We start from the raw sequence: 13,619 nt of genomic DNA on the forward strand, positions 1-13,619 counted from the left end.
CCCGCCGAACGGCGATCCGCGCCAACCATTCGGCGACCCACCTTCTGCACGAGGCGTTGCGCGAAGTGCTGGGCAGCCATGTTGCGCAGAAGGGCTCGTTGGTTTCGCCCGACCGGTTGCGGTTCGACTATTCGCACACCAAGCCGATGAGCGAAGCGGAGATCGCCGAGGTCGAGCGCATGGCCAATGCCATCGTGCTGCAGAACGCGCCTGTCGAAACGCGGCTGATGGCCGTCGACGATGCGGTCAAAGCCGGGGCCATGGCGCTGTTTGGCGAAAAATACGGCGACGAGGTGCGCGTGGTCTCCATGGGCACGTCGCTGGATGGAGAAAAGGCGGGCAAGACCTATTCGATGGAATTGTGCGGCGGCACGCATGTGCGGCGCACCGGCGACATCGGGCTGGTCAAGATCGTCCAGGAAAGTTCTGTCGCAGCGGGCGTGCGGCGTGTCGAGGCGCTGACCGCCGATGGCGCACGGGCCTATCTCAACGAGCAGGAAGATCAGCTCAAGACGGTCGCTGCGGCGCTCAAGGTGTCGCCGCGCGATGCGGTGTCGCGGGTCGAAGCGCTGGTGGAAGAACGGCGGGCACTGGAGCGGCAGGTCGCCGATCTGCGCCAGAAGCTGGCCATGGGCGGCGGCGCTGCCAATGGGGCGGCCAGCGAAACGATCAATGGCGTGACCTTTATGGGGCGCGTGGTCGAAGGACTGCAGCCCAAGGATTTGCGCGGGCTCGTCGATCAGGGCAAAAAGCAGATCGGGTCGGGGATTGTTGTCATCGTGGGCACGACCGAGGATGGCAAGGCCGGCATTTCGGTGGGCGTGAGCGACGATCTTGTGTCGCGTTACAGCGCCGTCGATCTGGTGCGGATCGGCTCGACGACGCTCGGCGGGCAGGGCGGCGGCGGTCGTCCCGACATGGCGCAGGCCGGTGGCCCCGACGCCTCGCAAGCCCAGGCGGCGGTTGATGCCATCAAGGCTCATCTGGGCGCCTGATCGCCTCTATCAAACGCATAAAAATGGCCCCGTGAGGGGCCATTTTCGTTACCGCGAAACGCTCAGAACGATGCCTTGAGGCTGGCGCTGATGGCGAGGACCGAGCCGCGGTCCCAGCTTTCGTTCTGCAGATTGCTGCCGGGCGCGATTGTCGAATAGGACACGCCGCCGGAGAACTCGACGCTCTCGGAAATGTCGTAGGCCGCGCCCAGGGTTGCGCCCCAACGGTCGGTCTGGGTGCCGTTTTCCAACACGCCCGCATTGTCGACCGAGGCGGTGCCGCGATCCCATGTAACCGTGCCCAGCACGGTAAGCTCGGGAGTCAGTGCGTGCCCGACCCCGCCGGTCACCGTCCAGCCATCGCGATAGTTGAGATCGGTGCTGATGGGACCGGCATTTGTACTGACAGCAAGTGTATCGACCACCGACCAATCGACCCATTTGACCGAGCCGAGCACGAGCCACCCCGGCGCAACGCCGGTCTGGGCCTTGAGCTCGATCGATTGCGGGGCGGTGACATTGGCGCTGGCCGGGCCGGAGAACGGGGTGCCGTCCAGGGCCGTGCCATCGAGGTCATAGGAAACGGCGGAATTGTAGATTGCGCTGACGCGCAGGGCGATCTCTTCGATTTCATAGGCAACACCCAGCCGCCAGCCGGCCGACATGCCGTCGATATCGATGGGGGCCGTAATGCCCAGAGCCGTGGGGACGGTGGCAGTGTAGCTCAATTGCTGGGCCGATATGCCGCCGATGATGCTGGCAACGCCGGGGCCGACGTCGAGCCCGTAAGCGCAGGTCAGGCCGATGTCATTGGAACTTATGCGCTCGCGCACGGCCTGGCTGGTGGCGAAGGCATAGGCCCTGTCGCGATCGGTGCCCGAACCGAACGGGTTCTGTGCCGAGACCAGGCATGAGGTGTTGTCGATAATCTCGCCGCTTATGCCGAAATTGTAGTGAACGCGGCTCGGTGACGAGGACACCGTGGTCCCCGGGTAGCCGGGATTGGTAATGGCGTGATCGATATCGACATAGGTGATCGTGCCTTTGGCGGCATAGGTCGCCGGATCGAAGATCATGTCCCAGTTGTAGCCATTGGCTTCCAGACCCCCGGCCTGGGCGGAGCCGCCGACGGCCATCAGGCCCAAAAGGGCAAGTGCATGGGAACGCTTGCGTGGTGCACGCATTGAGTAACTCTCCTCCTGGAGCCGTTCGGGATCTGATTGACTCAGATCCTTGGCTCCAACCTTTGTTTTGTCGCGTGTCCGAACCGCAAAAACGTCTTGCCGGACATGCGCGGGATTGTCCTGACGCGTCCCTCCAACACGCCGACGCCATAAGCCCTATCGTTATCGATAGCGCTATGACGCTTACGTCAACAATCGCTGCGTTCCCCGTCCCGGTCAATTGCCCCGAAGCGGATTTGGTCAAAAATGTGTCACAAATGCACATCCGCAACAGCGCCGTGCGAGACTGCAGGCAAAAGAAAAGCCGCCCCGAGGGGCGGCTTTGGCAGCTGTGTACGGCTTGATGACGGTTACGCCATGGCCTTTTGCAGGTTGGCGTCGATGGCGTCCAGGAACCCCATTGTGGTGAGCCAGGGCTGATCAGGGCCAACCAGAAGCGCCAGATCCTTGGTCATCTTGCCCTGTTCGATCGTGTCGACGGTGACCTTTTCGAGCGTGGCGGCGAAGGTTGCCAGTTCGTCATTGCCGTCGAGCTTGGCGCGGTGGGCAAGGCCACGGGTCCAGGCAAAGATCGAGGCCGTGGAATTGGTCGAGGTTTCCTTGCCCTGCTGGTGCTGGCGGTAGTGACGGGTCACGGTGCCGTGGGCCGCTTCGGCTTCGACGGTCTGCCCATCGGGGGTCATGAGAACCGAGGTCATCAGGCCGAGCGAGCCAAAGCCCTGGGCGACGATGTCGGACTGCACGTCGCCATCATAGTTCTTGCAGGCCCAGACGTAACCGCCGGACCATTTGAGGGCCGCTGCAACCATGTCGTCGATCAGGCGGTGCTCGTACCAGATCTTCTTGGCTTCGTATTTTTCCTTGAACTCGGCCTGGAAGACTTCCTCGAAGATATCCTTGAAGCGGCCGTCATAGACCTTGAGGATGGTGTTCTTGGTCGAGAGATAGCAGGGGACGCCGCGCTGGAGGGCATAGTTGAGCGAAGCGCGGGCGAAGTCGCGGATCGACTCGTCGAGGTTATACATGGCCATGGCCACGCCCGAGGAGGGAGCGTCGAACACTTCATGCTCGATTTCCTGTCCGTCTTCGCCAACGAACTTGATGGAGAGCTTGCCTTTGCCGGGAAATCTGAAATCGGTGGCGCGGTACTGATCGCCATAGGCGTGACGGCCGACGATGATGGGCTGGGTCCAGCCGGGGACGAGGCGCGGCACGTTCTTGCAGATGATGGGTTCGCGGAAGATCACCCCGCCCAGGATGTTGCGGATGGTGCCGTTGGGCGAGCGCCACATCTTCTTGAGGCCGAATTCCTCGACACGGCCCTCATCGGGGGTGATTGTGGCGCATTTGACGCCGACGCCGTGCTTCTTGATGGCGTTGGCAGCGTCGACGGTGATCTGGTCGTCGGTTTCGTCGCGCTTCTGAACGCTGAGATCGTAATATTCAAGATCGATGTCGAGATAGGGGTGGATCAGCTTGTCTTTGATGGCCTGCCAGATGATGCGTGTCATCTCGTCGCCGTCAAGTTCGACGACGGGATTGGCGACTTTGATCTTGCTCATATATGTGTGCTCCTCGCGCGCAAAAACCCGGTTCGGCCAGCACGGGCCAGCCAAAGTTCGCGGTCCCTATAGCAGAGCATTGGAAAGGCGCAAAGTGTCTCGCCGCGAAGGGGGCTTGCCGAGCGGGGGTGGCACGGAGGTGAATAGTATAGTGTATTTACACATGTGTAATTACACTATAGGTTGCCGCCATGACCTTTGCCTTTTTCGATTGCCTCGTGCTCAACACCGTCATGGCGGCGCGGGCGCTGACGCGCCGGTACGACAAGGTGCTCCGGCCTTTTGAAATTTCGGTTGTCCAGTTTACCGTCCTTATGACGGTTCGGAACTCGCCGCGCATGTCGGTCAATTCGATGGCGGCACGAATTTCGATGGATCGGACGACGCTGCTGCGCAATCTCGAGCCACTCGCCAAACGCGGGCTCGTCGTCGCGGGACGCCCGGAAAAGGGCAATATCCGACACTATGAACTCACCGGGAAGGGCGCGGCGCTGCTTGACGACATCCTGCCGCTCTGGCGGGAGTCGCAGGTCGAATTGAGGGCGCTGGTGGCCGAGCCGGGGGCTGAGGATTTCCTTGGCGGGTTGCGTGCCCTTACCGCTGGTGAGGCTCGCGAGCACGCGGACGCCTGAAGGCCCGGACGGCATATCAATCCAGAACCATTGATGGAGACTTTCGATGCAAAGCGATGATCCGGTTGTTGTAACCGGGATGGGTGTGGTGTCGCCGCTTGGGGTGGGCGTTGCGACCAACTGGGAGCGGCTTATTGCCGGCAAGAGCGGGGTCGTGCGCAACGATCGCTTCGATACGACGGGGTTTGCCTCCCACATCGCCGGGCTGGTTCCCGACAAGACCAATGATCCCCAAGGGTTCGATCCAGCCGAATGGATCGAGCCCAAGGAAATCAAGAAGATGGATCTTTTCATCCAGTATGGGCTTGCCGCAGCGGCGCAGGCGCTCGATCAGGCCGGCTGGCACCCCCAGGACGATGCAGGGCAGCAGGCAACGGCAACGATCATCGCTTCGGGAGTGGGCGGGGAGCCGGTGATGGCGCAGGCGGCGCGCACCATTGCCGAAAAGGGGCCGCGGCGGCTCTCGCCATTCACCGTGCCCTCGTTCCTGGCCAATATGGCGGCGGGCTGGATTTCCATTGTGCATGGGTTTCGTGGGCCGATCGGTACGCCGGTTACGGCGTGCGCGGCGTCGGCCCAGGCGATCGGCGATGGCATGCGGCTGATCCTGACCGGTGAAGCCGAAGTTGCCGTGGTGGGTGGGGCCGAAGGATCGGTCGATCCCATATCAATTGGCGGGTTCGGCGCGTCGCGCGCTTTGACCTCATCCTATAATGACGAGCCGCACAAGGCCTCGCGGCCGTTCGACAAGGGGCATTCGGGGTTCGTGCTGGCCGAGGGGGCAGCGGTGCTGGTGATCGAAAAGCTCAGTCACGCCAGGGCGCGCGGGGCCGTGCCGCTTGCGGTCGTGGCGGGATATGGCACGTCGGCCGACGCCTATCATTTGACGGCGGGATCGCCGGATGGGGCTGGGGCTCAAGTGGCGATGCGCAAAGCACTGGCCATGGCGGGCATTTCTCCCGATGCCGTGGGCTATGTCAACGCGCATGCGACCGCCACGCCGGTGGGCGATGCGGCGGAATTGGCCGGCATTGGTGCGGTGTTCGGCGATCGGGGCAAGTCGCTGGCGATTTCGTCTACAAAATCGTCGACCGGGCATCTTCTCGGCGCGGCAGGGGGCATCGAGGCGATGTTCTCGGTGATGGCGCTGCGCGAAAACACGCTGCCTGCCACGATCAATCTCGACGATCCGGTGCCCGAGGGCGGGGACTTCGAGCTCGTGCCCAATACGCCGATCGCCAGGGAAGTGGACTATGTCATGTCCAACTCGTTCGGGTTCGGCGGGATCAACGCGACGCTGGTGTTCGGGCGGGCCTGACCTGTTTGGGCGGCAGGGTGGCCGTAAACGCCAGGCAGCGGTCGACCCATTGGGCGAGACCGCTGTCGGGTTCGAGCACGTCGCCATCGACTTCAACAAAGCCCGACATGGTCTTGGTGCCCATGGTCATGGGCTGGCAGCCGGGAAGGGTAAGAGCGTCCTCATAGCCGTCCTTGCCGACGCGGGCGAGCAGGGCTCCGTTTTTCATGATGCCGCAAACCATGTTGCCGTCGAGCATGAAGCAGCGTCCGCCGAACATCTTTTGTTCGGTGATGCCGGGAATGGGGGCAAGGCGCTCGCGGATTCGGTCTGAGAGGGCGTCGGCGATGTGGCTCATCTACATTCTTTCATGGGCCTCAATACCGGGGAGTTCAGGGTCCCATTGCGGGCGCTGTCCGGCATAAAGCACCATTGCGGGATTGAACCAGTCGGAATTGTCGAAGGCGCCGATGGCGATGCCGATCACGCCGGGAGCCGTGTTGCGTTCGGAAAACAGGGTGGAGCCGCAGGTTGGGCAGAACGAGCGGCGGCGTTCGCTGCCACTATCGGCAACGTTTTCGAACACGGCCGGTTGTCCGCTGACCGTCAGATCATCTGTCTTGAAGAATGCCTGAACGATGTGCCCGGTGCCGGTGAGCCGCCGGCAATCCTCGCAATGGCACTGGGCCATGCGGATGGGCGGTTCGGCGACCGTAAAGCTGATGGCTCCGCACAGGCAGCGGCCGGTTGCAAACATCAAAATCCTCCGTTGTCGCGATAGGTGTCGTAGTGTGGGAGCGTCTCGTCGAGGGTGTCCCAATCGAGATGGGTGCGCGAGAAAATCGCCTGACTGGGCGAAAACCAATCGGGTCGGTCGAACAGGCCGGCGGGAACCAGAGCCAAAAGCGGCGCACGGGCTGTTCTGGCAAAAAGGGGCGTTCCACATTGGGGGCAGAAATAGCGGGTGATCTCAGACCCGGAAGCGGCCTGGCGGGTATGGCCCTTGGTCTTGCCCGAAACGGCAACTGAATCGGTCGACATCAAGACGACGGCAGAGTGGCCCGTGCCGGTCGATTTGCGGCAATCGAGGCAGGAGCAGACCAGCATGGAGCGGACAGGCCCCTCGATCCGAAGGCTTACGGCGCCGCAGGCGCAACTGGCGGTTTCATCGAGGCTGAGTGTTGGCATCGGCGAAAGCTGGCACGAGCACGCTGACAAATCCAGCGCTATTGTTGCCATTGCGACCGGCAAGCATTAGTGCCTCAGCCTTCAACAAACGAGCGCCGGGCTAATGACTTTTTTCGCAATAGAAACCGAGAGGCTGATGCTGCGCAAATTCGCACCGTCAGATGCCGAAGCGACAGCCGCCTATCAGGGGCTGCCCGAAGTCGCACGCTACTGCATGTGGGAGCCGCGCTCGCTCGATCGCGTTCGTGAGCTGATCCCGCGCTGGATCGCCATGGATGGAACGGGCGAGAACAGCGAAGGCATTCAATATGCGGCCGTGCTCAAGGCGAGCGGAGCGCTGATCGGGGATGTGGTGCTGATGTTTGAGGATCGCGCAGCGCGGCAGGGGCAGATCGGCTATGTCATGAGCCCCCAATTTCAGGGCCAGGGCTATACGACCGAGGCGATGGAAGCGGTGCTGGCGGTGGGTTTTGAGCAGGTGGGCCTTCACAGGATTTCGGCGCGGTGCGATGCGCGCAACAGCGCCTCGTGGCGGGTTATGGAAAAGCTGGGCATGCGGCGGGAAGCGCATTTTCGCGAGCATGCGATCTTCAAGGGTGAGTGGGACGAGGAATTGGTTTACGCCATTCTCGAAGACGAATGGCGCGCGGCGCGGAAGGCAAACTGATGGCGGGGACCGACAGCAGCAAGGAATTTGCGTTCCGGCCCACGCCGGCGATCATTCTGGTCGAGCCCCAGCTTGGCGAGAACATCGGGGCTGCGGCGCGGGCCATGGCCAATTTCGGGCTTTGGGATCTGCGGCTGGTCAATCCACGGGACGGATGGCCGAACGAAAAGGCCACGGCATCGGCGGCCAAGGCGCTGCCGGTGATCGAGCGGGTGCAGGTGTTCGAGACGCTGACAGAGGCGATGGCCGATCTCAATCTGGTCCTGGCAACGACGGCGCGCAACCGCGAGATGTTCAAGCCGGTGATCGGGCCCGACGAAGCGGCGGACCGGCTTTCGACCCATATCGGGGGCGGGCAGAAGGCCGGGATTTTGTTCGGGCGCGAGCGCTGGGGGCTCAACAATGACGAGGTGGCGCTGGCCGATGCCATCGTGACGCTGCCGGTCGAGCCGGCCTTTGCCTCGCTCAACATTGCCCAGGCGGTGCTGGTTATTGCCTATGAATGGCGGCGCGCGGCGCTCAAGGATCAGCCACTGCCCTTTTCTGCCGATGAGGGCGAGCCGGCACCGCGCGGGCAACTGGCCGCGATGACTGAACAATTGGGCGAAGCGCTCGACCGGGCGGGGTTTTTCAAGACCCCGGCGAAGCGGCCCGGCATGATGAACAATATTCGCGCCATGTTCGCGCGCGGCGGGTTCAACGCGCAGGAGGTGCGCACGCTGCGCGGCATCGTTGCGGCGCTCGACCGGCGGCACGAGCGGCCCAATCCTGCTCGGCACAAGGACGAGGACGCAGACGATTTGTCCTGAGGTTGCCGTGCTCGGGTCTCGCAGCTAGGGTGGGACGCAAAACCCTCCCGTATTTCCAATCAGGTCTGTCATGGTCGCCACGCAATCTCCCGCTCCCAAAGCTGGAGCCGGTTCACCGCAAAGCGGGATGGCGCTTATGATCGCGGCGGTTCTTCTGGTGCCGATCAGCGATGCGATGTCGAAGAGCCTGACAGGCCTTCTCAGCCCGTTCGAGATCGCCTTCTGGCGTTTCGCGTTTCAGATGGTGATGCTGGGGCTGTTCATTGTGGTGATGCGCCGGCGGCTGGCGCGGGGGCCATGGGGGCTGATGCTTCTGGGCGGGGCGACGATGGCGATCGTGCTCTCCTCGCTGATCGGGGCGTTCGTCACCATGCCGATTGCCACAGCGATCGCGATCTTTTTCGTCGAGCCGTTGATCCTGACAGTGCTTTCGGGCCTGCTGCTGGGGGAAAAGACCGGCTGGCGGCGCTATGTGGCGGTGGCCGTGGGGCTGGTTGGCGCGGTCGTCGTCATTCGGCCGAGTTGGGATATTTTCGGCTGGGCGTCGATTCTGCCGCTGATCGCAGCGACTGGATTTGCTTCCAATGCGATCGTCATGCGCAAGCTGGGCCGGCATATGGACGCCATTTCGATGCAGTTCTGGTTTTCGCTGGTGGCGATGGTGTTGATCGGGGTCGGATTTGCGCTGCTGGGCCAGTTCCAGTTGGTAAGCTTTTCGGGCGGCATCGATACCAGCGGACCCTGGGGGTTGCTGGTGTTCATGGGCATGTTCTCGGGGCTGACCTTCTTTTTGTTTGCCGAAGCCTTTCGGCGTACACCGGCTTCGACGCTGGCGCCGTTCCAGTATATCGAGATCATCGGGGCGACGATCGTGGGGTATATCGTGTTCGGCGATTTTCCAGACCTGTGGACCTGGGTGGGCACGGCCATCATACTGGCCTCCGGGCTCTACGTCTTTCACCGCGAGCGCAGGGTCGCCCGCAGCGCTTGACTTTATGCGCTTTGCCCCCTAGAAACCGGCCATCCTGATCGGCTTTGTCCGTCAGGAAGCACCCGGGACCGTCGGTTTGCGTTTTTGGTCGGCTTTCGAGCCGGACCTGAAATTCACGTTTTTCGCACGGTCTGTCGGTTCTGCTTTCGGGCAGAACAGAGGAGGGCGCTGTCTTTTATCGGTTAGAGAATCCGTCCGGTCGATCCGGACGTCATTCTCCAATTTTTTGTGTCGCGCTTTCGAACCGCAAAAGTCTGCAACTTTTGCCGAAAGCGCTCTGATTTGAAAGGACAAGCGATGTCAAAACGTCATTCGCAGAAGCACAAGATCGACCGCCGTCTCGGCGAAAATATCTGGGGTCGTCCGAAGTCCCCGCTCAATGCCCGCGCCTATGGCCCCGGCCAGCACGGCCAGCGCCGCAAGAGCAAGCTTTCCGACTTCGGTATTCAGCTGCGCGCCAAGCAGAAGCTGAAGGGGTATTACGGCTCGATCACCGAAAAGGCCTTCAAGCGCGTTTACGCCGAAGCTGCACGTCGTCGCGGTGATACCGGCGAAAACCTGATCGGCATTCTCGAAAGCCGTCTGGACGCCATCGTCTATCGCGCCAAGTTCGTGCCGACCGTGTTCGCGGCGCGCCAGTTCGTCAACCATGGCCATGTTCAGGTCAATGGCAAGCGCGTCAACATTCCGAGCTACAACGTGCAGCCGGGCGATGTGATCTCGATCCGTGAGCGCTCCAAGCAGCTCACCATCGTTCTCGAAGCCGTCCAGCTCGCCGAGCGCGACGTGCCCGACTACGTCGATGCCGATCACTCCAAGATGACCGCGACCTTCGTCCGCGTCCCGACCCTGGGCGATGTGCCCTATCCGGTCCAGATGGAACCGAACCTGGTTGTGGAATTCTATTCGCGCTAAGCGAACCATACAGTTTTACGAACAAGGGCCGCCCGGTGGGCGGCCCTTTTTGTTTGGCCCGCCCATATGCGCGGACGTTCCGCCTTGCGGAATGCTGGCTGGCGGGGTTTGCCAGTACCCTGGCGCGCCGCAATCATTTGATCGTTCAATTCCGGACAGTTTGAGAGCACCAGTCCGCTGGGCGGTGCACGGCAGGCGTTTGCGTGCGTAGCAGGCGTCGACTGCCGTCTGCCGGTTTGAACCTAATGTTGCCATTCGTTTGAGGAGGACGAGATGACTAACAACAGGGCCAATGGACCTGGCAGGATGGGCCGAGCGGCGCTGGTCGCCGGGTTGATCGCAGGGCTGGGCACGATGCCGGGGTGGGCTGTCGAGATTGCTGCGGACAGTGCCGCCGGCTGGTGCGAGAGTCTTTCAGGCTTCGCGTATCCGGACCTGCGGATTGACAGCACCGAACTGCGGCTGGACGAGATGAGTGGCGAGACAAGTTTGCCGCCCCATTGTGTTCTCACAGGCTACATGGAAGAGCGCAAGGGCGTTGACGACGTCGCGTTTTCGACCGGGTTCGAGCTGCGCTTGCCACTCGACTGGAACGAGCGGTTCTACTTCCAGGGCGGTGGCGGGACTGACGGTTCGATCCGTCCGGCCGTTGGAACGAACACGGCCGGCCAGCCGCCGGCGCTGACGATGGGCTACGCCGTGGTTTCCACCGATGCCGGACATACAGGGTCGAACGGGCGCGATGCATCGTTCGGGCTCGACCCCAAGGCGCGCATCGACTGGGGGTACAATTCGCTCGATCTGGTAACGGGTGTCTCCAAGTCGCTGCTGCAGTCGGCCTATGACATGGCACCGCGCTATTCTTATCTTGTCGGTGCGTCGAATGGTGGCCGGCAGGGGCTTACCGCTGCCCAGCGCTTTGCCAACCATTTCGATGGCATCATCGCGGGGGCCCCCATCATCTCGCAGTCGCGCGGACACGTCGCGACGGCATGGGATCTGGCGGCGATGGCCGAGATTGCGCCGCGTGACGCCGAAGGACGTCCGCTCCTGAGCGAGGCCTATTCGCAGGCCGACACCGACCTGATCTTTGCCGAAATGATCGCCCAGTGCGATGGACTCGATGGTCTGGAAGACGGGATCATCGATCTGCCGCTGCGGTGCCAATATGATCCTTCGCCGATCGTCTGCGAGGGCGAAAAGACCGATAGCTGCATCACGGCGGTGCAGGCCGAGGCCTTCGTCAAGGTTCATGAAGGCGCGCGCAACGCGGCCGGTGAGCAACTTTATGCGCCATTTCCTTATGACCCCGGTTCTGACTTCCGCAGATGGAAGCTGGGGACAGCGACCGAATGGCCCAACAACAACCCGCGGGCAACCAACACATCGATCCGCTATGTTTTCATGACGCCGCCCGATCCCGATTTCGATTCCTTTGCCTTCGATTTCGAGACCGATCCTGCAGCCCTGGAAGGCTCGGCAGAGTTTTCCAGTGCCAACAGCCCCAATATGGACGCCTTCCGCTTCGCGGGCGGAAAAGTGATTGTCTATCATGGCACAGGCGATCAGGGCGTTTCGGCCATCGACACTGTGGATTGGTATGACGCAATGATCGAGCGTTATGGCAGTGCGGAGGCGGTGCAGGATTTTGCGCGGCTGTATCTGATGCCCGGCGTCGGGCACGTTTCGGGTGGAACGGGCCCGGAATTGTTCGACGGTCTTGATGCGCTGGTTGCCTGGGTTGAAGACGGTGTCGCCCCTGGCCATCTGCCGGTGAGCGGCGGCACTCCGGATCGCGAGCGTCTCTTGTGCGTTTATCCGGCCGAAACCCGCTATGACGCGGCCAGCGCGGCGTTTATCTGCGAGTAAAGTTACCCAAGACGCGAAGGGCCGCCCGGTGGGCGGCCCTTTTTGTTTGTCAGTCCGCGTATTGGCTGACCGATTCCTTGATCGGTTCCTGATCGCGCGGGATGTGGCTTTCAAAGTGCATCAGACGCTTGTGGACCGAGAGCAGTTCGATGACCGTGGACCAGGCGCGGGCCAGGAACTGGAACGAGGACGAAACCTGGCCGAAAGCCTGCTGGACCTGCTGATAGAGCCCGAGCGTCAGGGCACCTGCGAGGATGGATGGCGAGAGGGCGAGGAGCGGGATGTAGCCTGCGAGGTTGAGATAACCGTAGCGGGCGAGATTGAAGTAGGTGTAGTGCCAATAGAGGCGGAAATAGTTCTTCTGCACATTGGCAAACAGCTCGCGCCATGTGGCGGGCTGGGCATATTCCTCGTGGTCTTCGCCATAGACCAGTTCCTTGCGATAGGCCGCCTCGACCTTCTGGTTCTCGAAGTTGAGGCCCGGCAGCTTTATGCCGACTACGGCCAGCAGCACGGTGCCGAAGGCCGCCGACAGCAGCGCCACCCAGACAAGACTACCCGGCACGTCGCCGATCAGGGGCAGGGAGGTGACGTTTTGCGACAGGGTCCACAAGAGTGGGATGAACACCACAAGGGTAATCAGCGAATCGAGGAAGGCGACGCCGAGATCCTCGGTGATCGAAGCAAAGCGCATCGTATCTTCCTGCACGCGCTGGGCGGCACCTTCCGTGGAGCGGATCGAGGGCCACCAGGCCATGTAGTAGGAGTTCATCGCCTTGCGCCAGCGGAAGACGTAGTGGGCTGTATAGAACGCAACGATCACCGCCACGATAATGCGCGGCATCAGGACGACGAAAGCCTCTGCGATCTGGCCGTAAAATTCTTCGGGTGTCACGGACCCCGGTTCGGTCAGGGCCAATTGCATGGTGTTGAAAAAACGGCCCTGCCAATTGTTGATGAAGGCGTCGACCTGAACGTTGAAATAGACCAGCAGCATGATCGCCACGGTGCTGACCACGGACCACCAGTACCATTCATTGCGTTTGTAATTGTACCAGAACACACAGAAGCCGACGGCCAGAATGAGCAGGTACTGGTAAAACCAGACCCGCTCGGCGGTAAGGAACGAGCCTTCCGGCAGGCAGCGCGCTTCGGTGGCCGAGGGGGCATCGGACTCCGTTATCGAGGAATCGGGCAAATCGGGCTCGGAGAGCTCGGCGCCCGGCACGGCCTGGGCCGTGTCGCCCACGCCCGGCGGCGTCGCCGGCTCGGTGGGCGCGCATGGGGGGGGCAGTAGGAACCGGTCCAGGCTGAGATAGGGCTGGAGCGTTGGACCCAGCGCCGACCAGCCGATGATCGCCAGGATCAACAAGCCGAGAAGGGATGAGAAAAACTGCTTGGGGACCGGGAAGAAAGATCGAAACATTGCACGCTCCGTATAGGACGGCGACTCGTCATTCCAGCTGCGGGCCGCGAACGATGATCTAAGGCCGGGAATCCGGCGCATGCA

General features: G+C 62.0%; 14 protein-coding genes. 8 read left to right on the plus strand and 6 right to left on the minus strand.

Annotated elements, in window-relative coordinates; all coding sequences use genetic code 11:
* On the plus strand, positions 1-995 hold a 995-nt coding region (locus AACZ55_RS01645), incomplete at its 5' end, for a DHHA1 domain-containing protein (protein ID WP_339642334.1).
* A 62-nt stretch (positions 996-1,057) separates the two neighbouring features.
* Here AACZ55_RS01645 and AACZ55_RS01650 read toward each other — a convergent pair.
* A complete protein-coding gene (locus AACZ55_RS01650; protein WP_339642336.1) occupies positions 1,058-2,179 on the minus strand; it encodes an outer membrane protein transport protein in 1,122 nt (373 codons plus the stop codon).
* A gap of 350 nt (positions 2,180-2,529) precedes the next feature.
* A complete protein-coding gene (locus AACZ55_RS01655) occupies positions 2,530-3,741 on the minus strand; it encodes an NADP-dependent isocitrate dehydrogenase (protein ID WP_338610155.1) in 1,212 nt (403 codons plus the stop codon).
* Positions 3,742-3,932: 191 nt separating this feature from the next.
* Here AACZ55_RS01655 and AACZ55_RS01660 point away from each other — a divergent pair, with 191 nt between their 5' ends.
* Both AACZ55_RS01660 and fabF read left to right on the plus strand, forming a co-directional pair.
* Positions 3,933-4,373, plus strand: a complete 441-nt coding sequence (locus AACZ55_RS01660) for a MarR family winged helix-turn-helix transcriptional regulator (RefSeq protein ID WP_338610157.1) — start codon at positions 3,933-3,935, stop codon at positions 4,371-4,373.
* A 46-nt stretch (positions 4,374-4,419) separates the two neighbouring features.
* Positions 4,420-5,691 (plus strand): beta-ketoacyl-ACP synthase II, encoded by a 1,272-nt coding sequence (gene fabF / locus AACZ55_RS01665; RefSeq protein ID WP_339642340.1) that lies wholly within the window; start codon positions 4,420-4,422, stop codon positions 5,689-5,691.
* Here fabF and AACZ55_RS01670 read toward each other — a convergent pair.
* From AACZ55_RS01670 to AACZ55_RS01680, 3 genes are read right to left on the minus strand one after another with little or no spacing between them, the layout of a single operon-like run.
* Entirely contained in the window at positions 5,660-6,028 is a 369-nt protein-coding gene (locus AACZ55_RS01670; protein WP_339642343.1) for a TfoX/Sxy family protein, read from the minus strand. The genes fabF and AACZ55_RS01670 overlap by 32 nt on opposite strands.
* A complete protein-coding gene (locus AACZ55_RS01675) occupies positions 6,029-6,427 on the minus strand; it encodes a GFA family protein (protein WP_339642346.1) in 399 nt (132 codons plus the stop codon).
* Entirely contained in the window at positions 6,427-6,858 is a 432-nt protein-coding gene (locus AACZ55_RS01680; protein ID WP_339642349.1) for a GFA family protein, read from the minus strand. Before AACZ55_RS01680 ends, AACZ55_RS01675 begins: the two co-directional genes overlap by 1 nt.
* A gap of 103 nt (positions 6,859-6,961) precedes the next feature.
* Here AACZ55_RS01680 and AACZ55_RS01685 point away from each other — a divergent pair, with 103 nt between their 5' ends.
* From AACZ55_RS01685 to AACZ55_RS01705, 5 genes are all read left to right on the plus strand, one after another.
* Positions 6,962-7,525 carry a GNAT family protein gene (locus AACZ55_RS01685; RefSeq protein ID WP_338610166.1) on the plus strand — a complete coding sequence of 188 codons (564 nt, stop codon included), beginning with the start codon at positions 6,962-6,964 and terminating at the stop codon, positions 7,523-7,525.
* Positions 7,498-8,334 (plus strand): RNA methyltransferase, encoded by an 837-nt coding sequence (locus AACZ55_RS01690; protein WP_339642353.1) that lies wholly within the window; start codon positions 7,498-7,500, stop codon positions 8,332-8,334. The genes AACZ55_RS01685 and AACZ55_RS01690 overlap by 28 nt, the downstream gene beginning before the upstream one ends.
* 127 nt (positions 8,335-8,461) lie before the next feature.
* Positions 8,462-9,325, plus strand: coding sequence for a DMT family transporter (locus tag AACZ55_RS01695; RefSeq protein WP_339642356.1), 864 nt, complete (start codon positions 8,462-8,464; stop codon positions 9,323-9,325).
* A gap of 297 nt (positions 9,326-9,622) precedes the next feature.
* Positions 9,623-10,240, plus strand: coding sequence for a 30S ribosomal protein S4 (gene rpsD, locus AACZ55_RS01700; protein WP_338610170.1), 618 nt, complete (start codon positions 9,623-9,625; stop codon positions 10,238-10,240).
* Between the two features lie 273 nt (positions 10,241-10,513).
* Entirely contained in the window at positions 10,514-12,109 is a 1,596-nt protein-coding gene (locus AACZ55_RS01705; RefSeq protein ID WP_339642358.1) for a tannase/feruloyl esterase family alpha/beta hydrolase, read from the plus strand.
* A gap of 49 nt (positions 12,110-12,158) precedes the next feature.
* Here AACZ55_RS01705 and AACZ55_RS01710 read toward each other — a convergent pair whose 3' ends face one another.
* Complete coding sequence (locus tag AACZ55_RS01710; protein ID WP_338610173.1) at positions 12,159-13,535, minus strand: SbmA/BacA-like family transporter; 1,377 nt, start codon at positions 13,533-13,535, stop codon at positions 12,159-12,161.
* Positions 13,536-13,619: the final 84 nt, after the last annotated feature.

The organism is uncultured Pelagibacterium sp., from assembly GCF_963972885.1.
GTDB classification, from domain to species: domain Bacteria; phylum Pseudomonadota; class Alphaproteobacteria; order Rhizobiales; family Devosiaceae; genus Pelagibacterium; species Pelagibacterium nitratireducens.

Excerpts from the sequence above, each read along its gene's own strand:
- AACZ55_RS01650 (WP_339642336.1), bottom strand. The coding sequence starts at position 2,179 with ATGCGTGCACCACGCAAGCGTTCCCATGCACTTGCCCTTTTGGGCCTG.
- AACZ55_RS01655 (WP_338610155.1), bottom strand. The coding sequence starts at position 3,741 with ATGAGCAAGATCAAAGTCGCCAATCCCGTCGTCGAACTTGACGGCGAC.
- AACZ55_RS01660 (WP_338610157.1), top strand. The coding sequence starts at position 3,933 with ATGACCTTTGCCTTTTTCGATTGCCTCGTGCTCAACACCGTCATGGCG.
- fabF (WP_339642340.1), top strand. The coding sequence starts at position 4,420 with ATGCAAAGCGATGATCCGGTTGTTGTAACCGGGATGGGTGTGGTGTCG.
- AACZ55_RS01670 (WP_339642343.1), bottom strand. The coding sequence starts at position 6,028 with ATGAGCCACATCGCCGACGCCCTCTCAGACCGAATCCGCGAGCGCCTT.
- AACZ55_RS01675 (WP_339642346.1), bottom strand. The coding sequence starts at position 6,427 with ATGTTTGCAACCGGCCGCTGCCTGTGCGGAGCCATCAGCTTTACGGTC.
- AACZ55_RS01680 (WP_339642349.1), bottom strand. The coding sequence starts at position 6,858 with ATGCCAACACTCAGCCTCGATGAAACCGCCAGTTGCGCCTGCGGCGCC.
- AACZ55_RS01685 (WP_338610166.1), top strand. The coding sequence starts at position 6,962 with ATGACTTTTTTCGCAATAGAAACCGAGAGGCTGATGCTGCGCAAATTC.
- AACZ55_RS01690 (WP_339642353.1), top strand. The coding sequence starts at position 7,498 with ATGGCGCGCGGCGCGGAAGGCAAACTGATGGCGGGGACCGACAGCAGC.
- AACZ55_RS01695 (WP_339642356.1), top strand. The coding sequence starts at position 8,462 with ATGGCGCTTATGATCGCGGCGGTTCTTCTGGTGCCGATCAGCGATGCG.
- rpsD (WP_338610170.1), top strand. The coding sequence starts at position 9,623 with ATGTCAAAACGTCATTCGCAGAAGCACAAGATCGACCGCCGTCTCGGC.
- AACZ55_RS01705 (WP_339642358.1), top strand. The coding sequence starts at position 10,514 with ATGACTAACAACAGGGCCAATGGACCTGGCAGGATGGGCCGAGCGGCG.
- AACZ55_RS01710 (WP_338610173.1), bottom strand. The coding sequence starts at position 13,535 with ATGTTTCGATCTTTCTTCCCGGTCCCCAAGCAGTTTTTCTCATCCCTT.